Raw genomic sequence first — 21,939 nt, forward strand, 5'->3', positions numbered from 1 at the left:
CTTATTCACTCCTTTAAATTTCTTGCTCTCTCATCATCCGGAGGATGTAACGAAGCTGATCCTCGGCGTTGTCCCGAAAGTTGCCTTGCACCGCAAGAACGCGGTCATAATACATTGCCGGTAATCGGCAAAGCTGCTTGAATATAAAAGGTTCAATCATGTAGCAGTCCTGATTGCGCTTATCCTCCAGTGCGACCACGATCGCTTCAAATAACGCTTCGTCCTTCATGCCGGAACGAACAAGCCCCATAATGATCAAATTGGCAAAACGGTTGCGGAATTCCGGCGAGTTCTTCAGTTTCGCCAGTAAATACGACTCGGCTCCGTGATGTCCCCGGCGGGCGAACGCGCTTACCAGCGCAAGCTCATCCTGCTCGATAAACAGCTCAAGCCATCTGTCATCCCAGCTTGCTTGCAGCTGCTCCTGCGGAAGCATTTCCACGTAATACGTGTAACTCTCCTTCCCCGTAAACGGCATAACTTCCTCATACGGTTTATACTGCCTATGGATAACCATATCTGACAGGGTGTCCAGAAGCCTTTTTCGTTCTTTGGCCGCGTTGCCAAGCGACGAGGAGGCGAAGCCTTGCAGCAGAACGTCCTTGTATTGTTCAAATACGCGGTCCGGCGGCAGCACGCGCGCGGCTTTTTGGAATACCTCGCGGACATATGAGCTGCTATGTCTGTATTGCTCCAAATCGTTCTCCGCGTTTTGGCGAAGCAGTTCCCTGGCTTCCTCGGAATCTACACGATTCATGTAAATGACCGCTTCATTCATAAGGTATGCCCAGCCCAAAGACTTGATATATAAGGAATATTGCTGAAGCACGTTCCGGTACAGCTCTTCGAGAGCAGAACTTTGTTTATCGTGCAGTGCCCACAAACAGCGCTTCACCTTGCTCCAGCTCTCCTCCAGCTTTGACTTGTCATCCGGAAATTCGGAAACCGCTTGAAGCTCGGCGGACATGTCTCGTACAAGCCAATTCGTCAACAAGGCGGACCGGCATTTGCCAAGGGCAGGGTTAACCAGCTCTTGGTCTTTTCCTTGAGCCGCTTCATACAATCGCTCCACAGCCTGCTCCGAACCGTTCTCTGCAAGCGCGTCGTATGCGGCTTCGCGGATGACTTTCTTCTTGCTCTTACTCCATTCCATCAGATCAGCTTCATACTCGTCGTAGCGGGCAAGCAATTTGATCGCCATGCACCTCACCTCGTCGCTGCCGATCTCGGCCGCTTGTCGGATCAGCTCCGCTATTTCCCTGCCGCCGGTTTGGGCCATCACCTTCAGCTTGCGCGACTCCGACTTTCCGCCCGCGGGATTAAAGCTTTCCATCAGAAATGGAATGATTTCCGGTCCATACGACGGCAAGATCTCATTGGCCGCTAGCTCGCCAATCTCCACATAAGGGTCATTCAACGCTTCAATCGCAAGGTATACCAGCCGGAAATCACGGAACAAGCCCTCCTTCCATGCTTCTTCTATGATCTCGTAACGACCGCCGCCCGTTGTACTCAGCGCTGTCTGTACAGCGGAAAGCTTGCGGAAGGATAAATGGGATGACAGTGAAACCGGATGATGGTCTACCGGATGGAGCTCTCCTTCAGGGGCTGTTGTTCCTTGTGTATGCAGCACAGAGCTCAGCAGCTGGTTCAAATCCTGAAGCAGCTGAGCCGACGGAGTCTCCTTTCCGGATTCCGGTTCGATTAAAGCGCTTATCCCTTCACCCAATCTCTTGAACACGGGAGCGCGCTCTCCCAACTGCTGAAACTGCGGCAGCAGCCTCTTGAGGCGAAAGTCGCCGGCTGCGAGTTCGCTGCCGGCAATATATAAACGCCTAACCTCCTGGTTAAGCTCCTGCAGTAATGCCGTACTCATGGTCGTTCCTCCTTCGTTATCCCTGCTCAGTACAACAGCCGGATGATTTCGTTATTCGTAACAAGGGTCAGCGGCTGCGCCAAGAGGCGGCCCGTCGTCAGGCTGTGCTCAAACATAACCAGCATGGAAACGCCGCTCAGCTTCTCCTCCGGCAAATACCGCAGCATCGGCACAGTCGACTGTAAAAACACGTCGCCAAGGGCAATCGACTGTCCGGCTTCATCCGTGATGGCATACTGACCTTCGTCGTTCCGGCTGATCCGGGAAACATGCAGCAGCATCACGGGATGGCTGTCCGCGAGCGGATTTTTCAGCTGGTTCTTCACCTTTTTAACTGCGTCAGCATAAGAGTTCGCCGCATATTCGTGAATCCAAAGGAAATCCTCCGCTGTCAACGGAGTTGAAGCCATCTCTTCAAAGCGGACCCGTCGGTTCATATCCCCCGGATAACGATAAAGCACTGGGACTCGGGCTTTTTCGAAAAAAGCTGTCTTCCTCACGCATCAGCTTGGCGGCCTTATAGGGACGGTACTGAATCGTTCGGTGAATTTCGCCGCTGTCCTTCTGAATCCAGTATCCGATATCCACATGCTCCAGCCGTGCATCGTCGGCATAACTCAGAAAGGAAAGCTGTATCAACTCCGCCTCTTCACTTACGAGTCCGAAGCTTTGCAGCTCCGTCAGCTGCCAGGCGTGCCCCAGCCATTCCTCAATCGTCGACTCATGGTCCAGCGCCATATCCGGATCCTCAAGCTTTGAAGTCAGGTATGGTCTGCCTTTTTTAATGATTGCGTTCATAACAGCAAGCTGCTCCACCGCATATGTATAAGCTTTTTCCTGGTCTTTGTCTGACAGCACCAACGCCAGGCGGCGAAGTTCCGCCTGAGCACCCGATAAATAATAGTTGCCCATCTGCTTTACATGTTCCTGGATCAGCTTTTGTTCCTTTTTATCCAATGTTCCTAATCCGTTCCGGATCAACGAGTGGATCAGCCTCTCTAATACGTCCAGACCTTCCAGCTGCGCATTGATTTTCTTTTTTAATGCCGATTTGTTGATCTTCTTCGGTTTGGGCGCTGCCCCTTCGATTGTTTCTTTGAGCTTACGCTCTTCCCGCTTCTCCGCTTTCTCCCGTTTGGCGGCCAAATCCTCCGGCACCTCGGCGGGTGTAAACGATGCTCCGCCTGCATACGCATAGAGCAGTCCAAGCACATGCTTGCACGGAAACTGCCGACTCGGGCAAGTACACCGCATAACGGGCTTCTCCGGTACCGCAAAATCGGCAGACGGCTGGTAATCGGAACTTCCGCTGCCAGCACATGTGCCGAAAAGTACGGCATGATCCACCGAATGATGGAGCTGCAGAAACCGTCCTTTTTTGACAAGACCCTGCCCATTCTTTATGGCCGCGCTATTCGGTGCCTGCGAATCGATCCATGACTCTGTAATCTCAACCAAACTCATACCCTCCTAAATCAAGTCGCTGCCGGTCATGCACAGCAAAATTATCCATTGCTTTTAATCATATCGAATCTGCGCCAGACTCCCTACCCTTCTTAAGACCTATTTAAGAACACTCATTCCTATTCATTCAATCATCTTCATCCTTTAATGGGTAATAAAGGAAACTGCATTAAGCGGAATTTTTTCATGCGAGATAAGGATGCTAAGCCTTGGAAGTTTATACTTTCTTATCTCTAAAAAAAAGAGCCGGCAAAACCGGCTCTTCAGAAATCGATACCATCATTAATCTTTCCTTACTTGATACCGCCCCGTTCTAACCTCGAGAATATATTCTTCAGGGAAAGGCATGCCGGATTCCAGGGCATCCTGTACGGCTTGTTCAATAGGGTAAGGCACGCGAATAAATTGAATGTTGAGAGGAGCCGGATCTTCGCTGTCATAGATTCCATCCAAAATGACATAGGAGGCCTCAGGCATTTCAAGGGGATTGCCGACGCTGCCGGTATTAAATAGCGTTCTCCCGTCCAGATGCTGGTGATATGCATTATGAATATCCCCGTAACCAGCAACGTCCGCGATTCTCGGATCCCCGCCCAGCGGGGAACTGTGAAACAAGGTTTCAAGCTTCTCCTGGCCATCCCATGGTTGTATTCGCTCGTACACGCTGCGGGGCGATGCATGAAACAACCGGATCCATTTACCGCTCATCATGAACTCAAGGATATACGGAAGATCGGCAAGATATTGAAGCCTCTTGCGTCCGAGTCTATGCTGATGCCATAGGAGGACCGGATCATCGGTTTCCTTACCTATAAAGTCGTCCCAATTCCCCTTGATGACATGCTGGCAATGGGTTCTCACCATATCAACCGCGATATCTCCGTGCGGGCCTTTGCCAATCAAGTCGCCCAGGCAGTAGATGGTTTCGATTCTCCGCTGTTTGATATCCTTCAGAACGGCTTCCAGCGCAGGGATGTTTCCATGTATGTCGGAGATCAATGCAATTTGCGTCAATGAACCCGCCTCCAAGCTTCGTTTATTTCTTAATTGCTGTGGTTATGGCTTAGTGAATCCCTTAATTCATCATATGCGTCTCGAAGCCAGGGATGGACTACCTTCAGCAATTCACGTCGATTCCATAAGTATTGAATATATTCGAATGCCGCATGATCCAGCGAGATTTGCAGCTGGTCCGTAACCTCCTCTGAATACGGGGGGATTCCCGTTTGATCCCATTCCAATTTGTCAGCGACGAACAGTACCTTGTCTAGCAAAGAAGCCTTGGATCTCAACGTCGTATGGCAACCAACAGCGTTCAATATTTCCGGTTCTGTAATCTTGAACAAATCCTCAGCCATATATGCCGATATTTTCTGATGGATGATCATGGGAAATAACTCTTCTTCGGGCAATACTTCCAAACCGATCTCACGGGATACTTGAATGCGGACATAATTCGGAAAAACGGCACTAATATCATGCAGATACCCGGCATATTCAGCAGCGTTCGGATCGGCACCATAGAGAATTGCAATTCTGCGGGCTTCCTCCCCCACTTTAAGCACATGCTCTGCTGTTTTTGGGCATTGGTGTTTCTGCAGAAAGCGGACCACGTCATTCCTAAGATTTCCGGTGAGATCGTGTCCCCCAAGCTCACGGTAGGAGCTGATCATCAAGCGATGCTTACGCGGGTCGTTCACTCGTTTCACCTCACCCAATTCCTTGAATTTACCAATCTAGCACTTCATTTTCCATACAATATTAACTTATACTGAGAATAGTTTGAAGCTATTATACAAGAAAGTCAAAGAAAGGAGGTCATCCGATTCTACGCATCATCGACCAAACCCATTCGTGCAGATGATGCGGGATATCAACGTTGAGCAAGACATAACGAACCTATTGGAAGGAGGAAGCAATGATATATTAGGAAAGACTTGATCGATCCGTTATAAGGCCCCCGGTTTGTCCATTTATTATTCCTTAATATGGAATGTTTCGATTTTTAGTCTAATGTTTATTTACGTAATCATATATTTTACTCACGCGAGCTTGGTAACTGAATAAGATTTAAGCATCACCGACTTCACCACGTTAGGAGGCTGACGATAGTGAATACACGCAGGATGGTTAGCTTGGGGTTACTGATTCTTGTTATGATCATCAGTGGTTGCACGGGAAATGCTTCCACCGAAAAAACGAAAACGCTTACACTCTGGTACTGGAACCGAAGCCTGGACGATGAGCTGATTAAGTCTGTTGAAAAAGAATTCCCGGGGATTCGAATCGATGCGCAAAAAATCGGTGGCGACTTCAAATCGAAGCTAAAGACAACGTTGGCGGCCGGTTCCGGAGGACCGGACATCGTCGCTTTTAACGACTGGGTGGCAGAGCTGTTTACGAGCTCGGACCGTTTCTACGATCTGTATGAGCTGGGCGCCAAGGATATCGAGCCGGATTTCCTTGATTGGAAATGGAAGCTTGGCGTTACCCCGGAAGGCACCATGATTGCCCTTCCGATCGATACGGGGCCAACGGCCCTATATTACAGGGCCGATTTGTTCGGGGAAGCCGGGCTGCCGACCGAACCGGAAGAGGTCCACGCGCAGCTTGGCACGTGGGATCAATACTTCGAAGCCGGGCAGAAGCTGCAGGAGCATTTTGATCAAAAAGTGAAAATGCTCGACAACATCACCAACATTTACACGCAAATGAATGCTCAGTCTGAACGCATATATTTTGCCGAGGACAATACGTTTATCGGCGAAACTCCCGAGTCCTCCATGAAAACGGCGTGGGATACGGCGGTGAAGGCTTCCCAGATGAAGCTAAGCGCCAACGCCAATACGTCCTCCTCCGAATGGAATGCCGCCATGAACAATGGACGGGTCGCTTCCTTTGTCGGTGCGGTGTGGATGAAGGAAATATTGATGCAGGCGGCGCCGGATACCAGCGGCAAGTGGAGAGTAGCACGCGCCCCTGGCGGGGACGGCAACAATGGCGGCTCCTTCCTGGCCATTATGAAGACGAGTAAATATCCGCAAGAAGCATTTGAAGTGATGAAATATATTCAGAGTCCGGAAAATCAGGTTCAATCCTTTAAGAAGATCAACCTCTTCCCTTCCGCCAAAGACGCGCTGGATGCCCCCGTGATGAAGGAGCCCGAGGAATTTTTCGGGAATCAGGCAACTGGCGAGGTGTTCTCGGAATCTGCGCGTAACGTCAAACCTGCTTATTTCGGTGGTAAATTCGCTAATGTAAACGGCATTGTCAATCGAGAGCTGTCATCCGTTGCGCTCCAGGGCAAAAATCCTGATAAAGCCTGGGAAGACGCGCTGGCCAGAGTCAAAAAAGAACTGCTGCGCTGACCAAGGTTCTTGTTTTGCGAGGTATGGCTTTCCGATTGTTAGGAGTACTTAAATACCAACCGCTACAGGAGGTACAGTACGATGGATAATCCTATGCTGAATCGCACGCCCGTGGAACAGAAGCCTGTTCCTAAACATCCGAAATCTCAAGACCGACTGTCTGCACAGATATGGAAACACCGCAAAGAATATTTGGCGATCTCCCCTTTTTACATTCTATTTGCCATATTCGGCCTTTTCCCAATTGCCTTCTCGATGTTCCTGTCCTTTCAGAAATGGGACGGCATCGGGGAGATGACCTATAACGGGCTGGGCAACTACCAATTCATGCTCACCGATCCGGAATTCTGGAGAGCCGTCGGCAACACGCTGCTCATCTGGATCTACTCCACGATACCGATGCTGTTTATCGCGCTGGTCGTTGCCTTCCTGCTTAATGCATCATTTGTCCGGTTCCGCACGTTCTTCCGGATCGGCTATTTCCTGCCGAACGTCACCTCACTCGTGGCGGTTGCCATCGTGTTCGGCACCGTATTCTCGAACAATTACGGCCTTCTCAACTATATGCTGTCCCTGCTCGGCCTGAACTCCATCGAGTGGTTGAATAAAACATGGGGCATACAGCTCGCCATTTCGGTCATGGTCATATGGAGATGGGCAGGGTATAACGCCATTATCTATCTTGCCGGGCTGCAGAGCATTCCGACCGTCTTGTACGAAGCAGCCAAGATCGACGGAGCCTCCGGCATTCAATCCTTTTTCAAAATCACCATTCCCAATCTTAGGCCCATCATTCTCTTCACGGTCATTACCTCGACCATCGGCGGCATGCAGATCTTCACCGAACCGCAGGTGCTTGTTGGCAATGATGGCGGCGTCAGCGGCGGCGGTATGACCATCGTCCTCTACCTGTACCGTGAAGCCTTCGTGAATAACTATTTCGGATATGGCGCTGCCGTCGGCTGGGGAATGTTCCTGCTCATAGCGATCTTTTCCATCGTGAACTGGAAAATGGTGCAGGGCAGTCCGTCCAATGACTGAAATGGGGGTGAATCGTATGTTCAAATGGAAATCCATATTCCTTCACATCGGGTTAATCGCTGGACTGCTGCTGTCGATTTTCCCCTTCTATTGGCTGCTTGTCATGGCAACCCGAACCACTTCGGATATTTACAGCTTTCCTCCGAAACTATGGTTCGGTCCTCACTTGCTTGATAACGTGTCGAGGGTGCTGAGCAGCATTGATTTCTTCGGCGCCTTCTGGAATACTCTGTTCGTGGCTTCCGCTTGTACGCTGTTAGTCTTATTCTTTGATTCCCTGGCCGGATTCACGTTTGCCAAATTCCATTTCCCGGGCAAAAAATGGCTGTTTGTGCTGCTGCTGGCTACCATGATGGCGCCCGCCCAACTGTCCCTGGTGCCCTCCTTTGTCATTATGGCAGAGTTCGGATGGGTAGGAACTTATAAGGCGCTGATCATTCCCGGAATGGTAAACGCCTTCGGGATCTTCTGGATCAGGCAATATGCACAGGAGTCGGTGCCCTCGGAGCTGCTGGATGCAGGCAAAATCGACGGCTGCGGATTCTTCCGCCTCTACTGGAATATATCGCTGCCGATTCTGCGCCCCGCCCTATCGTTCCTGGCTGCCTTCACGTTCATCGGCGTATGGAATGACTACCTGTGGCCGCTAATTATTCTAAATGATGAGAACAAATTCACCCTGCAGGTTGCGCTTTCCTCATTGAACGGTATATACACGACCGACTATTCGATGGTCATTGCCGGTACGCTGCTCGCCGTCATTCCGCTGATCGTTTTGTTCCTGTTCATTAGCAAGCAATTCATTTCCGATATTGCAGCAGGTGCCATTAAGAGTTAACGGTAAAAGGGTATCCCAAAAGATCATAGATCTATTGGGATACCCTCTTATTTGTTGTAAGCAGCCTTTTCTTTTATTTTACCCCAGATCATACCGCCATACCGCAACCATTACGGCACCATCGCCAGCTTCTCATTGTCCGGAGTTTCACTCTCCTCTTCTGAATCAACGACCGTCTCCCGCTTTAACTCCGCTGTTTCATCCAACTTTTTGCGCCCCATTACCGTTGCTGCCACAAGTGCTAACGCAGCAGGAACGATAGCCCAAGCAAACGTAGCCGCAATAGAGGAAGCAAGCGAGTCCGAGATCGGCTTGAGCAGCTCGGCCGGAATCAGCGACCTCGTCTCCGGCGCCAATAAGATGTGAGGGTCCTTGAGATCGAATCCTTCAGGCAGCGCCTCGGTGTTCATCACGCTCGATCCCGAGGATAAGGAACCGGCAAAGGATCGGCTCTGTATCAGCCCGAACACCGTAATCCCAATCGTCATCCCAAGCGACCGCGTAAAGTTAAAGGTAGAACTCGCCATTCCACGCTGCTTATAGGATAAACCATGCATCACGGCAGTACTCAGCACGGAGAACGACCCGCCGATGCCAAGCCCGATCAGAACCATGTACAGGGTTACGATGAACCTGCTGGATTCCGCCGTTAGCGTCGAAGCGAGCACCATCCCTCCCGTAAACAGGACAAGCGTCGGGATCATGATGTTACGATACGATATTTTACTTATCAGAAAACCGCTCACCGTAGCCGTGATGACCGAACCCACCATCATTGGCAGCAGGACGAGCCCCGAGTTCGTTGCGCTTCCGCCAAGTACGCCTTGAATGAAGATTGGAATATACACGGAAGCCACGATGAAGGATCCTCCGCTGAATAAGCCGCACAGCACACTGGAAGTATAGAGTTTATTCTTGAACAATCGAAACGAAATGATCGGTTCTTCCGCCCTTCTCTCTGCAAGCACGAAGAGGACCAGCATGACAAACGCCGCAGCAAACAACGCCAGGATAATCCAGGAATTCCACGCCAACTGCTTGCCGCCAAGCTCTAAAGCAAACATGAAACAGATGACGCCAGTCAGGAGCGTAGTGGCGCCCATCCAATCAATCGGCTGTTTGGAGCGCTCATGCGATTCTTTATAGAACAGCGTCACCATCATGAAAGCCACGATGCCGATTGGCAAATTAATATAGAATATCCACTGCCAAGTAATCTGATCGGTAATATACGCACCTGCGAGCGGTCCGAATATGCTGGATAATCCGAACACGGCTCCGAATAACCCGGTAAGCTTACCCCGCTTTTCGAGGGGGACCGTATCGAACATAATCGCGAATGCAATCGGGATGAGCGCACCGCCACCAATACCTTGCACGGCACGATACAGCGCCAGTTCCGTAATGGAGTTCGCCGTACCGCACATCACGGAGCCCAGCATAAATACAATCATCCCGAATACAAAAAACTTTTTGCGCCCATACATGTCGGACAGCTTGCCGAAGATCGGCATTCCCGCAAGCTCAGCGACCATATAAGCGGAGGTCACCCATACAAAATGATCAAGTCCTCCCAGCTCCCCGACGATATTCCCCATAGCGGTCGCTACGATCGTATTGTCCATGGAGGCCATTAATATGCCGAGCAGCAGGCCGGCAAGCACGATGGGTAATTTGTTGGTTGAATGTGTCTTCAAGTTCTCATACACTCCTTCTAAGTAGGTTTCCTTCTTCTTTACTGTCGTCATTGTAATTCAGAAAGTATGACAGGTGACTGTCACACTTTTATCCCCGATTCCTCTTTTTTCAAAATACATATAAATAAAGCCCAGACACTTTATGCACTCATCCCTGGTAGCGTATAATCGGGATATCCAACTCATGCAAGGAGGTTCAAGTGGAATGAAGATCAGTGAATTATCGCAAATCAGCCAGGTCAGTGCACGCTCCATCCGGCATTATGAGCAAAAAGGCCTGCTTGAAGCCCACAGGCTTGAGAATGATTACCGTCATTTCGACAGATCTGCCATCGAGCGGGTCAAAATGATTCAATTGTATTTGAAGCTGGGATTAACGACGGATCAAATCAGAGCTTTATTCAAAGGTGAAATTACTTCTCCAGATGATTACGAGTACTGCGAGGAAATGCTGTCCATTTACCAAGAGAAGTTAAGTCATGTGGATGGTCAGATCGCTGCTCTCCATGAGTTGAAAAGGCTGCTTGAGCGGCAAATTTCCCTTACGTTGAAGAAAAAGAACCAGGTCCCCGTCTGACGACATACGCGGCCCCGAGCGTCATGATGCTCGGGGCCGTTCTATTCGATGATGAGATCCGTTATCTGCATGCCTCCTTAACATGTTAAAATAAAGGTGTACATCTGAAATGGAGGAAATCTACATATGGACAATTTCGAGAAAAATTTGGAGAAATACGCGGAGCTGGTCGTTAAGGTAGGCGTAAACATTCAGCCAGGCCAAGTGCTGATCGTCAATGCTCCAATCGAAACCGTAGAGTTGACACGCCGCATCGTGGCCAAGGCATACGATGCAGGTGCCAAATATGTGCAAGTCGACTGGGATGATGAGAGAATCACCCGCATTCGCTACGAGAAAGCACCCACTGACTCCTTCGGTTATTATCCGCAGTGGCAGGCCGACGCCATGCAGCAGCTTGCTGAAGGCGGAGGCGCCATTCTGCGCATTAAAGTCCCGGATCCGGAGCTGTTCCGCGGCATTGATTCGACCAAAGTATCTACAGCCGTAAAAGCTGCTGCCGTAGCCAACGAGAAATACCAGGTTTACGTGCGCAACAATAAAATCAGCTGGTCGCTCATTAAAGCCCCTACCCGTGCCTGGGCCGATAAAGTATTCGCGGATCTTCCCAAAGAGGATCGGATTCAAGCCATGTGGGATGCGGTATTCCAGATGAACCGGGTGGGCAGCGAAGATCCGGTTGCCGCTTGGCGGGATCATATAGCTCAGCTGAAGCTGCGCCAGAATCACATGAATGCCAAACGCTATAAAGGCTTCCACTATCGTGCGCCTGGAACGGATCTGCGCGTGGACATGCCGGAAGGGTATCTCTGGCTCGGTGGCGGCGACGAGAATGAAGCCGGCGTATATTTCGTGGCGAACATGCCGACCGAAGAAATCTACACGATGCCGCACCGTACAGGCGTGAACGGAACCGTAACAAGTACGCTGCCGCTTAATCTAAACGGCCGCCTGGTGGAGGGCATGAAGCTCACGTTCAAGGACGGCAAGGTTGTCGAGTATGAAGCCGAATCCGGGCGGGAGCATCTCACAACACTGCTGGAAACGGACGAAGGCGCGTCTTATCTGGGAGAAATGGCACTCGTACCGCATGATTCGCCAATTTCCCAGCTGAACCGTGTCTTCTATAACACCGGTATCGATGAGAATGCGTCGTGCCATTTTGCGCTGGGCAGCGCCTACCCTGTCAATATCGAGGGCGGTACCAAAATGAGCAAGGAAGAACTTATAGCTCGCGGAGCCAATGTCAGTCTGACGCATGTTGATTTCATGATCGGATCGGCCGAGCTGGACATTGATGGCGTGCTGGCTGACGGCACGATTGAACCTGTATTTCGCGGTGGACGATGGGTTTAACTACACTCTAGATCCGTGTTCAGATTCACAGCTGTATACTTGAAACAAAGCCCTGCGGGAATTCGCGGGGCTTTACTAATATCCGTAACTCTTTGTGCTGATTTAAAAAGAAGTAAACGAAGTCGATTTTTTTACTTTACTTATATTGGAAGCGCTTTTATAATTTAATATAACATAAAACATTTCACATAATTATGAATTAATATCGCAAGATGTTGGAGGTGATCCGGGAAAAGATAGGCGCTGCACGGATTAGCAATGCCCATTTCACAATGAAGGGAAGAGAACAATGATGAAACAAAAAGGGAAATGGCTTACCTCGCTTTTGCTTGCCATCAGTTTATGCACAGCAGGCACGCAGTCCGCTTTTGGTGCATTCTGGAACCTGAGCGGCGATATTGTTGTACATGACCCAACCATCATCAAGGAAGGAAACACATGGTACACTTTCTCTACCGGTCAGGGCATCCAACTGCTGAAATCGACCAACGGCACGAACTGGTCCAGATCGAACCAGGTATTTGCTTCCCCGCTGTCCTGGTGGAAAACCTATGTACCAAACCAAAGCACCAACGATCTATGGGCGCCCGATATTGAATATTTCAACGGCCGCTACTGGCTCTATTATTCGATCTCCTCCTTCGGTTCCAACACATCCGCTATCGGCCTGGCTTCCACGACCAGCATCTCCTCCGGCAATTGGCGAGATGACGGTCTCGTCACGCGTACGACCTCCACCAATAATTACAATGCGATTGATCCGACGCTGACCATTGATAAGGACGGCAATCCGTGGCTGGCCTACGGCTCATTCTGGAGCGGACTCAAGCTGACCAGGCTTGATGCAAATACAATGAAACCGACCGGAAACCTGTATTCCATTGCCTCACGCCCGAACAACGGAGGGGCCGTTGAAGCGCCTACCATCGTTTATAGAAACGGTTACTATTATCTGTTCGCCTCCTTCGATTCCTGCTGCCAGGGGGTCAACAGCACCTACAAAATCGCTTATGGCCGTTCCACCAGCATAACAGGTCCATACGTGGACAAGAACGGTACCAGCATGATGAATGGCGGCGGCACGATTATGGACAGCGGGAATGCAGTGTGGAAGGGTCCCGGACATCAGGATGTCTATAATAACCTCATTATTAGACATGCGTATGACGCAACCGATAACGGCACGCCGAAGCTGCTCATCAATGATTTGAACTGGGATTCCCAGGGCTGGCCAACTTATTGACTGCTCCATACCCATAATATGAATCTTCCTTAGACATCCACCCGAAAGAGGCTGACACTAAAGCTCAAGCTCTAGTGTCAGCCTCTTATCCGTTCTTATTTCTTACTTCTTCTCCATGTTATCCATCATACGAAGAATCATCATGACGGCTTCCGCCCGGGTCGCGGATTCCCGTGGGGCGAACCGGTTACCTAAGCGCCCATTCACGATGCCAGCCGCGGTGGCGGCAGCGATTTCCTTCTCTGCCCAAGCCGGAATGGCTTGCTGATCAAGGAATTCCGTTTCTGCTTCTGGTAAGGAAAGGTCCAGGTAACGTGTGATCAGGACCGCCATTTCAGAACGGTTGACAGGTTGATTCGGTCTGAATGTGCCGTCTTGATATCCCTTCACAATACCTTCGGATAAAGCCCATTGAATCGCTTTAAGCGCCCAGGTTCCGATGAGGGAACTGTCTTTGAAATTCAGCTTCCCAGCATCCCTTTGTCCATTCAATGCTTTGAACATCATCACCATAAATTCAGCGCGTGTTACTTGCCGGTCCGGCTTAAAGGTATGATCCGGATAGCCGTCCACAATACCGAGCTGAACGGCTTCCTCTATCGCCGACGAAGCCCAATGTCCCGCGATGTCGGTTAACATCACTGGCTTTGACTCCGGCTTCGGTTCTTCGGTCCCCGGCTTCGCCTTACGATGAATGGTTAACTGGTAAGTTCGGGTCGTACCGTTCTCAGCCCGAATCATCAGCTTCAACAGGTTATCCCCTTCCTTCAGCTCGATAACCTGATCCTTCTTCAGGGATTCTTCCCCCAGAAGGACTGTTGCCTTGTTATGCGCCGCATCCACACGGAGCTGCACGGATTCGGCTTCCGTCTCAAGTCGGTACTCTGTCGTATTCTCATTAAATGCAGGGGTGAGTTCCGCTGTTTTGCCGCCGATGATCACTTCGAGTCCTTTTAAACGGTTGTCTCCAGATAATACGTGGCCTCCAGAGGATCCCGATCCCGATTCTGATCCCGATGATGGCGGGTTCTCCGTTGAAGGTACCACCGAAGCGTTATAGGTACGGATCGCGGCTTGCAGAGCGCTGATCGCAGCTTGTACTTCCTTGGCTGTTGCCTGATCCTGCTGCGCTATGGCGCTGGCTCTTTCAATGGCAGCACGGAGTGCAGACCTTGCTTCTGCTGGATACTGCCCCGGCGATGTGCCTTCCCTTGTTTCGTCAAGTCTTTGCTGTGCCGATGCGATAAATCCAATTAACTCGCTCTTGTCTACCGCTGCTGCCGGTGTTGTGACCGAGTTATGAAGTCCGGCGCTCTCTCCCGCAGCGTTATAGGCTTTTACGGTAAAATGATATCGGGTGTCCGGCTCCAAACCGGAAGCGGTATGCGAATACACATCATTTGTCACGGTAACAACCGGTTCACTCCGCCCTTTCAGATATACACGATATCCATCCACGCCATCATCTGCGGTCGCCTCCGGCCAGCTCATGGATACAGCGTTTGAGGTGATGTCCGCAAATTCAAGCTCCCCGGCTGTCCACACAGGTGCTCCCGGAATCTCTACGGCTTGAGTGACGACCGTTAATATCTCACTCGGAGCCGATTCCGTGCCTTGCTTGTCCACGGCGGTTACTTTGAATTCATACAGCGTGTCCGGGGTCAGCCCCGTCGCTTCATATACGCTATCCGTGACCGTTGCTACGCGCTCTCCGTCCTGATATACATTATAATTCATCGCTTGTTGGTCTGGACTGCTCACGGGATCCCAACCGATTTGAACCGTTGACGATGTCACATTCAGTGCTTTCAGGTTGGTTGGAGCGTCGAGATTCCCTCCATCTGTCGTGAATGTCCACACATCCGAAAGGGTTTTACCTCCGAATTTGTCTTGTGCGACTACATACCACGAATAGGTTCCATCGGATTGCAGTCCTGCCCATTGCTGAACAACCTCAGTGCCGCTAACTACGTTCTGCGGTGTACCTATGGACTCACCTCTTAGATGATTCACTTGGATTGAATCCGTTGCTACCCGCTTTAATTTCGGTTCAAGATCCAGGTTCATCATGAATTCATCCGAGCCATTCGTATAATAATTGTATTTGTCGAGATAAGGAGAGTACGTATTCACATAAATCTGATTGCTTTCCTTATCAAAATGCAGCAGTCTCAAGTAACCACTGCCGCCATCGGCATGACCTTGATAGTCTGCCAGCATCTGATAGACGGTTCTGTCCACATTCCCGTCACCATTATCATCCAATTCATTTTTAAGCAGACTGGCTCCCGTGTAATGGCCGCTTAGCACGGCAAACACGTTGGGATTCGGTACGACAACTTCCTTGTACAATTTATTGCCTATACCGGAACGAGTTCCGTTCGCGAGCATGTAATCGTGGAAATTCAGAAATGCGATACGGTCCGGATATTCTGCGAGAACCTCGTTCATCCATTGGATGTCCTCGTCTTCAACGCCCCATCCCATATACATCATAATGAAGTCGTTGCCTTCAACGGATACAAGGTCATAATGACCGCGATTGTCCTTGTAGGAACCTCCGTAATATGGCTGATTCTTGTAACGGTTCTCCCCGAAGTATTGACTGTAGGTCGTGTAGTCCCAATCGTAGCTTCCCACATCATGATTCCCGGCAAGCACGCCATGCGGCAGATTTGCATCCTCCAGCATCTTCATGTAATCATCGGCACGTTTCCATTGATATTCAGCTGTCGGGTCATTCACGATATCACCGGTATGGAACAAATATTTGATGTTCATATCATCGATGGAATCGACAATCCAATCAAATTGCTTCTGCTGTATATGCGGGTACAGCTCCGTTAAGAATTGGGTATCCGATACCCATACAAAAGTGTAATCATAATCTCCACGTGAAGGGATTTCATCCTGCACAATGACATCCACTTTGCTGTTTTGTACGTAGTCTGCTGCCGACAGTTCGCCTCGAAGCGTAAAATCATCTTCAGACTGGGCAATATGTTTGGTGATCTCCGTCCACTTGTTCAGGTTGTGGTTCCACGCATACATTGTGACCTTGCGGCCCGACACCGTATGTCCTTCCCAAGTAACTTCAACACGGTCACCCGGCTCCACGGCATGCTCCAGCTCTACCTCAAACCGGATATAAGGGAACTGGGACGTGGAATCCACCGTGACATATTGATCGTTGGATTCAGCTACCAGCTTCAATTCCTCTTCGGTCAGCGCGGTTTCGCCAGTCGGGAATCTATCCTTAGGAGGCTCTTCATCCGAGGCGTTCTTGGATAATTTTACCCGATCGCCACTTAATGTATGATACGGATATGCCTGATGGAAGGAGACCTCAAGCTCGTCATCCGATGGATCGCTGACTTGAACCTTAAGCTCCGGCGATAACCCGATTCCGCTCTCCATATCTGCAGGTGAGACCAATTCGGGTGCATTCGGATGCTCCGGTGCGGTGTTAAACGTTACCGTACGTTCCGAGATGTTGCCAATCTTGTCCACTGCCCGAATGTCCAGCGTATGGACGCCTGGTTCAAGCTCGGACGATGAAGTATCGTATGGCACCTGGATGGCTCGACCATCTAGCAGTGCCTCCACTTGTTCAACGCCGGATACGCTATCCTGTGCAGTCACATCAATGGGAATGCTTCCCTTATAGCTCTTGCCTTCTTCAACAGTCACGTTAATTTCGGGTCCATTGTTATCTACCTGTATGTTGGCAATTGCTTCAGACTTACCCTTTACAATCAAATCAACCTTGTGCTGCCCGTCTGTAACCGTCGTGGTATCCCATGCGTAAGATAGGGCTTTTGCCTTATCGGGAGAAATATCAAATTGAAACGTTACAAATGGCAGAAACCGTCCATCGTCACCTAGGTCGTGGATAAGCGCAGGATCGCTAAATTGCGGATCCCGGATTTCTGTTCCGTCTCCTAACAATAGCCGCACGTTGCGGACATTAAAATCATCCATGTTTCCCGTCGGCTTGTCATCCTCGAAATAGGTCTTCTCATTATCGCCGGCCCGCAGGGTAATTTCGTTTGTGCCGCTTGTCAGCCATTGCGGTTCGACGGGGACAACGATGGTTTGATAACCGTCAATATTCGCCTCGGTCTTGAACAGAACGTTCTTGCCTACGGTCACCGTGTTGATCCCATCGTCAATACCATCGCCTTCAAAAACAAAATAAGCGGAATGCTCCATAACAGCTGAACCTTGAACCGGCTGCCCGTCGATATGAAGCTCGAGATCCGCAGGCTCTGCCCCGTCTGCCGCACCCCGAATATACGTTATCCCGGTGACGGTCTGTTGATCGTCAACATTCAGGCTGGCGCTGGCCCCGTTCCCCGTGAGGTCGACTTCATATTTAGGACTCTCTACTTTCTTAAAGGTGTTGGACACCGTGAAAAAGTACTCCAGCTTGGTGTGTCCCAGCAGCTCCAGATAAGAAATCGTATGACGAAGGCCTTGCTTCCCTTCCTGAAGCTGTACAACCTTGTAATCGTTCTGTCCATCTACACGATAAGATAGCGCAAGTGAAGTAACCATACGATCATCGTACGCTTCTGCCGTAATCTCCAGATTTTCTCCCGGCTCCACATTGGTTGTTGTCGTCCGGTTAGTGACCGTCGGTTCCTTGGCCACATCAATATGTACCGGCTCCGCAGGCACCTCGGAATGCTGCAGCGAACCCGGCGTAGCCTTATGCTCCAGCTGGGAGATCCGCTGCATCTTCAGGCTGCCATCTTCGGGATACTTATAGAAGATCCCCTGATCGGCGGCGTTATGAACCTCCCCGTCATTGTAAAATGCGGACACGATGGGACGGCCGGTATTTGTCACAACCACGAGCTCCCGCATGCGTGAATTGGACATGCCGCCTGAGAATATTTTGACAACATCGGTGTTTTCAATCAGGTTGGTGCCGTAGTTTTTATTAAAATCAGCAATCGTGGATTTGCTGTTCTGAGCATTAATGATCCAGAACACCAGCGTGCCTCTGGATGGAATCATCACCTCATCGGGTACATGAGCCCAAAGGGTATCACTCTCCAAGTAACGATAACGAATTTTGTAATGGCTGAAATCGATGTCTTGATCGGTATTGTTATATACTTCAATAAATTCATATCCGTCGGCGGTTCCTACATTCGTGGAATCAGGAACAAGCTCGGTGATCAGGAGTTCAGGCACGTTGTTACGCGCGGTGGATGACTGGGCTGAAGCCTGTCCTGCAAATCCGGTAAACGAGGCCGACAACACGATACAGAGGATCAAGAAGCAGGATATACATCGATTCAGGACGATCTTAGACAATGGAAAACCTCCTAGAAATGATTTTTTGAACAATCAATTCAGTTTCCCAATTCTCCAGGTCTCCATGGGATCTCCAAATTTTAATTAAAGCGCTTTCAATATCAAATCCCTCACTCTATCAGATTTAGGCTATTCCCTTGAGAGATCCATTTAGCACGTCACCTCCTAAGATCAATAATTGCATATTCCCTTCGTTTTTTAAACCACTTTATGTAAAAACTGATAAATGATACGCAAGTCCCGGAAATCAGCTAGCCATCTAGTAAAATAGGATAATATCCGAACAGACCTTCATCACTATATCTTAAGTAAGCATCCATATCTCAAGATCCACAAACGGAACCAGCATGGCGTTTAAAGATCATTACTTCCGGTCTATTCATTTCTTATCCGTTTCATCTTTGAGCAAGCATTGGTCATCATCCTATCTCATAGGATGCAGTTTGTGCTTATTCTGCACAAAAAAAGACCCCGCGAATGATATCGCAGGATCCTTATCAGTGGGAAGCGATTTTGTTGCTCATTATGCAGCAATTTTCCAATTGCTAGGGTGCCTTACCAGAAAAGAATCGAAGAAACTTCGCTCTCCTTCTCCTTTTACGAGTGTTCATGGCGAATCAACTGCCTTTCGGAATGACATGATGTTCTTCCGTCCGTCGATTGACAATACCACTTCCCACTTGTTCTATATTTACCCGGTTCTCGGGAAGTGAAACACTTTTGACCCGAACTTTCTTTCGAATATGGGGATCAGCTATGTACCCCTTTATTTGTTTAAATGATTGCGGCTGCTCACACACTCACCATCGTCTGGGACAGTTGTACCAGCTTGTTCATCGTTTTCCAATTCCGCATCGTCATCGGAACGCCGAGCTTCGACAACTGAACCGCCAGCTTGGAATTCCGAACGCTTTCCTTGAACATCAAGTAAACCTCTTCACCGATCACCTCGAAGATTTCCTTTTCGTTCACATAAAGCTTTAATTTCTCCACATCATCAGCAGCAGGCGCTTCCGTCAGCATGGCAACATAAAGACTCTCAAACTCCGATGCTGCCTCCGCTTGACGCAGCGTTTCTTCCGAAAATGGACAGTTCCGAACGATCCCCTCGATTTCCTCGGAGGTTCTAAGGATCACCGATATCGGGAAGCCGAACGTTTCAAGTATGCCCTGCACCATTTGAACGCGCAGCGTTTCCTTGGATTCCCCGGATTCAAAGAGCACGTTTCCGCTCTGGATGTAGGTCTGCACGCGAGTTAGTCCCATAGATTCAAGCATCTTTCTTAAATCGGCCATCTTGAGTTTATTGTGTCCGCCTACGTTGATTCCTCTAAGCAGCGCAATGTAGATTGTCATCCGAGCATCCTTTCCAGAATCAGACCTGCCGTCTTCTCCCCGTTCGCAATGCAATCCGGTATCCCCACTCCATAATAGGAGCATCCCGCCAGCATAACGTTAGGATACAGGTCATCCATTTTCTGTTCTAATGACTCCACGATTTGCCGGTGCTTCAAATGATAATTCGGCATATTGTCATGCCATTTGGTGACTTCACAAGAGATCGGCTCAGCCTTAATGCCAAGGCTTTGGCTGATATCCCCCATCCCGATCTGTTTCAATTCTTGATCGGATAACTGGATCAGCTCCTCATAATGCGGATTGGAGCTCTTGTAGAATAATCGCATCAATAACCGCTTGTTCTCGGAGGTATGCTCCCATTTCCGGCTCGTCCAGGTGCAAGCATCACACTTCAACCGGGTTCCCTTGGCCGTAATGAATCCCGTTCCATCATAGGGAAGCTCTTCGTCTTGAATGTCATAGGCAAGATACACGCTGATGAGCGATTTGGTATACATCTGGTCAAAGTCCTCAGTAAGCAGCGGATCTTGCAGCAAATCCTTCGCGGCGGATCCCAGCGTGCTTAAAACAACAAAATCAGCTTCAAGCTTTTCGCCATTTGCCAGCATCACCCCGTAGCCGCTGGCTGCTTTCTCCAGTCTCTCTGCGGCAACGCCTTTGTATATCTTCACGCCTGCTTGTATCACGGTCCGTTCCAATGCATCAATCAATACGGAGACTCCGTCTTTGAAGGAAAGAAATTTCTTATTGCCTGAGCCAAGGAATTTCTGTTTATTCTCGGCCAAACCGCCCATGATGCTGCCGTACGTATTTTTGTACTCCAGCAAATAGGGAAACGTTGACGCAATGGTCAGGTCATGAAGCTCCCCGGAATAGACGCCCGATATGACCGGAGCGATCTGATTCTGAACGATTTCCTTGCCAAGGAAGGCTTCAAGGAACTCCCCCAAAGAATCATCCTTGGTATACGTTTCATTCGGCGTGTAATAGTCCTTGAGCGCCTCCACCTTCCCCTCGGCAGACACAAGCTCGCTTTCCACCAAGGATTTCAGGCTAAGCGGTATGCCGAATACGCTCTCATCCGGGATTCTTTTCAAACCTGCAGTCGTATATATGAAAGAAGTCCCCGTGGCATTATACACAACCTGGTCTGTTAACTGAAGCTCCTCCAGAAGTGGTGCCACATTCGTTTTCCGGGATACGATCGAATCCGCTCCGGTTTCCATTATAAATTCACCGTTCTGAACGGTGCGGATTTTGCCTCCCAGCGTTTCACTTGCCTCGATAAGCACCAGTTCCATATTCTGTTGAAGGTGCTTCAACTCTTTTTGCAGATAGTATAAGGTCGAAAGTCCGGTAATGCCGCCGCCGATAACTACGGTAGTTGTCACTGTACATACACCTCTATTATGTAGGTTCATAACATCTTAATCATGATTGTTACCATTGTATCCAATTTCTAAGTATATCATAGAGCCCGTGCTTCCGAGGGACGCCATTCCCTCAATATTGTGAACAGAACCGTTCGCCTAACTAACGACCTCCCGCCCCGCGAGAAAACCCACCATCAGTACACGCGTATTGCTCCCTTAGTGCACGGACGGGGTCCAGGAGCATGCTTGGATGGCTGTTGACAGCAAAAAACCCCGCGAGATCACTCGCAGAGTTTTTTTCGTGGGAAGCGGTCTTTTCTATTCTAACGCAATCGTTCCATTGCTTAAGGTGTACTTTGGAATCATTCAGATTGTGTCGTCCTTATTCCTCGTCATGTTGTACATGGGTATCAAATCCTTTC

General features: G+C 49.6%; 13 protein-coding genes and 1 pseudogene. 6 read left to right on the top strand and 8 right to left on the bottom strand.

Features of this window, described 5'->3' with window-relative positions; translation table 11 throughout:
• Positions 1–13 precede the first annotated feature (13 nt).
• The 4 genes and pseudogenes from AC0VZ8_RS19765 to yqeK all read right to left on the bottom strand — a co-directional run bounded on the left by AC0VZ8_RS19765 (position 14) and on the right by yqeK (position 5,013).
• The gene (locus tag AC0VZ8_RS19765) at positions 14–1,876 is read right to left on the bottom strand and encodes a HEAT repeat domain-containing protein (protein ID WP_475484161.1); all 1,863 of its coding nucleotides are present in this window, start codon (positions 1,874–1,876) and stop codon (positions 14–16) included.
• A gap of 26 nt (positions 1,877–1,902) precedes the next feature.
• A pseudogene (locus tag AC0VZ8_RS19770) lies at positions 1,903–3,334 on the bottom strand (SWIM zinc finger family protein).
• 288 nt (positions 3,335–3,622) lie between these two features.
• Entirely contained in the window at positions 3,623–4,354 is a 732-nt protein-coding gene (locus AC0VZ8_RS19775; protein WP_475484162.1) for a metallophosphoesterase family protein, read from the bottom strand.
• Between the two features lie 29 nt (positions 4,355–4,383).
• Positions 4,384–5,013 (bottom strand): bis(5'-nucleosyl)-tetraphosphatase (symmetrical) YqeK, encoded by a 630-nt coding sequence (yqeK, locus tag AC0VZ8_RS19780; RefSeq protein ID WP_475487723.1) that lies wholly within the window; start codon positions 5,011–5,013, stop codon positions 4,384–4,386.
• 438 nt (positions 5,014–5,451) lie between these two features.
• Here yqeK and AC0VZ8_RS19785 point away from each other — a divergent pair, with 438 nt between their 5' ends.
• From AC0VZ8_RS19785 to AC0VZ8_RS19795, 3 genes are all read left to right on the top strand, one after another.
• Complete coding sequence (locus AC0VZ8_RS19785; protein WP_194543333.1) at positions 5,452–6,708, top strand: ABC transporter substrate-binding protein; 1,257 nt, start codon at positions 5,452–5,454, stop codon at positions 6,706–6,708.
• A gap of 81 nt (positions 6,709–6,789) precedes the next feature.
• Positions 6,790–7,749 carry a carbohydrate ABC transporter permease gene (locus tag AC0VZ8_RS19790; RefSeq protein WP_071220399.1) on the top strand — a complete coding sequence of 320 codons (960 nt, stop codon included), beginning with the start codon at positions 6,790–6,792 and terminating at the stop codon, positions 7,747–7,749.
• Positions 7,750–7,765: 16 nt separating this feature from the next.
• Positions 7,766–8,587: a carbohydrate ABC transporter permease gene (locus AC0VZ8_RS19795; protein ID WP_113061135.1), complete on the top strand. Its 822-nt coding sequence runs from the start codon at positions 7,766–7,768 to the stop codon at positions 8,585–8,587.
• A 110-nt stretch (positions 8,588–8,697) separates the two neighbouring features.
• Here AC0VZ8_RS19795 and AC0VZ8_RS19800 read toward each other — a convergent pair whose 3' ends face one another.
• Positions 8,698–10,284 (bottom strand): MDR family MFS transporter, encoded by a 1,587-nt coding sequence (locus tag AC0VZ8_RS19800; RefSeq protein ID WP_475484163.1) that lies wholly within the window; start codon positions 10,282–10,284, stop codon positions 8,698–8,700.
• Positions 10,285–10,489: 205 nt separating this feature from the next.
• On the opposite strand from AC0VZ8_RS19800, the gene AC0VZ8_RS19805 reads away from it, so the two are divergent.
• From AC0VZ8_RS19805 to AC0VZ8_RS19815, 3 genes are all read left to right on the top strand, one after another.
• Entirely contained in the window at positions 10,490–10,861 is a 372-nt protein-coding gene (locus tag AC0VZ8_RS19805; protein WP_071220396.1) for a MerR family transcriptional regulator, read from the top strand.
• 126 nt (positions 10,862–10,987) lie between these two features.
• Positions 10,988–12,217 (top strand): aminopeptidase, encoded by a 1,230-nt coding sequence (locus AC0VZ8_RS19810; RefSeq protein ID WP_475484164.1) that lies wholly within the window; start codon positions 10,988–10,990, stop codon positions 12,215–12,217.
• Between the two features lie 292 nt (positions 12,218–12,509).
• Complete coding sequence (locus AC0VZ8_RS19815) at positions 12,510–13,460, top strand: glycoside hydrolase family 43 protein (RefSeq protein WP_475487724.1); 951 nt, start codon at positions 12,510–12,512, stop codon at positions 13,458–13,460.
• A 102-nt stretch (positions 13,461–13,562) separates the two neighbouring features.
• On the opposite strand, the gene AC0VZ8_RS19820 is transcribed toward AC0VZ8_RS19815, so the two are convergent.
• From AC0VZ8_RS19820 to AC0VZ8_RS19830, 3 genes are all read right to left on the bottom strand, one after another.
• On the bottom strand, positions 13,563–18,785 hold the full coding sequence (locus tag AC0VZ8_RS19820; protein WP_475484165.1) for an S-layer homology domain-containing protein: 5,223 nt from the start codon (positions 18,783–18,785) through the stop codon (positions 13,563–13,565).
• A gap of 792 nt (positions 18,786–19,577) precedes the next feature.
• Positions 19,578–20,141, bottom strand: coding sequence for a DUF1697 domain-containing protein (locus tag AC0VZ8_RS19825; protein ID WP_475484166.1), 564 nt, complete (start codon positions 20,139–20,141; stop codon positions 19,578–19,580).
• Complete coding sequence (locus tag AC0VZ8_RS19830) at positions 20,138–21,535, bottom strand: protoporphyrinogen oxidase (RefSeq protein WP_475484167.1); 1,398 nt, start codon at positions 21,533–21,535, stop codon at positions 20,138–20,140. The genes AC0VZ8_RS19825 and AC0VZ8_RS19830 overlap by 4 nt, the downstream gene beginning before the upstream one ends.
• Between the last annotated feature and the right edge of the window lie 404 nt (positions 21,536–21,939).

This window comes from Paenibacillus sp. QJM3NY_38, assembly GCF_056173265.1.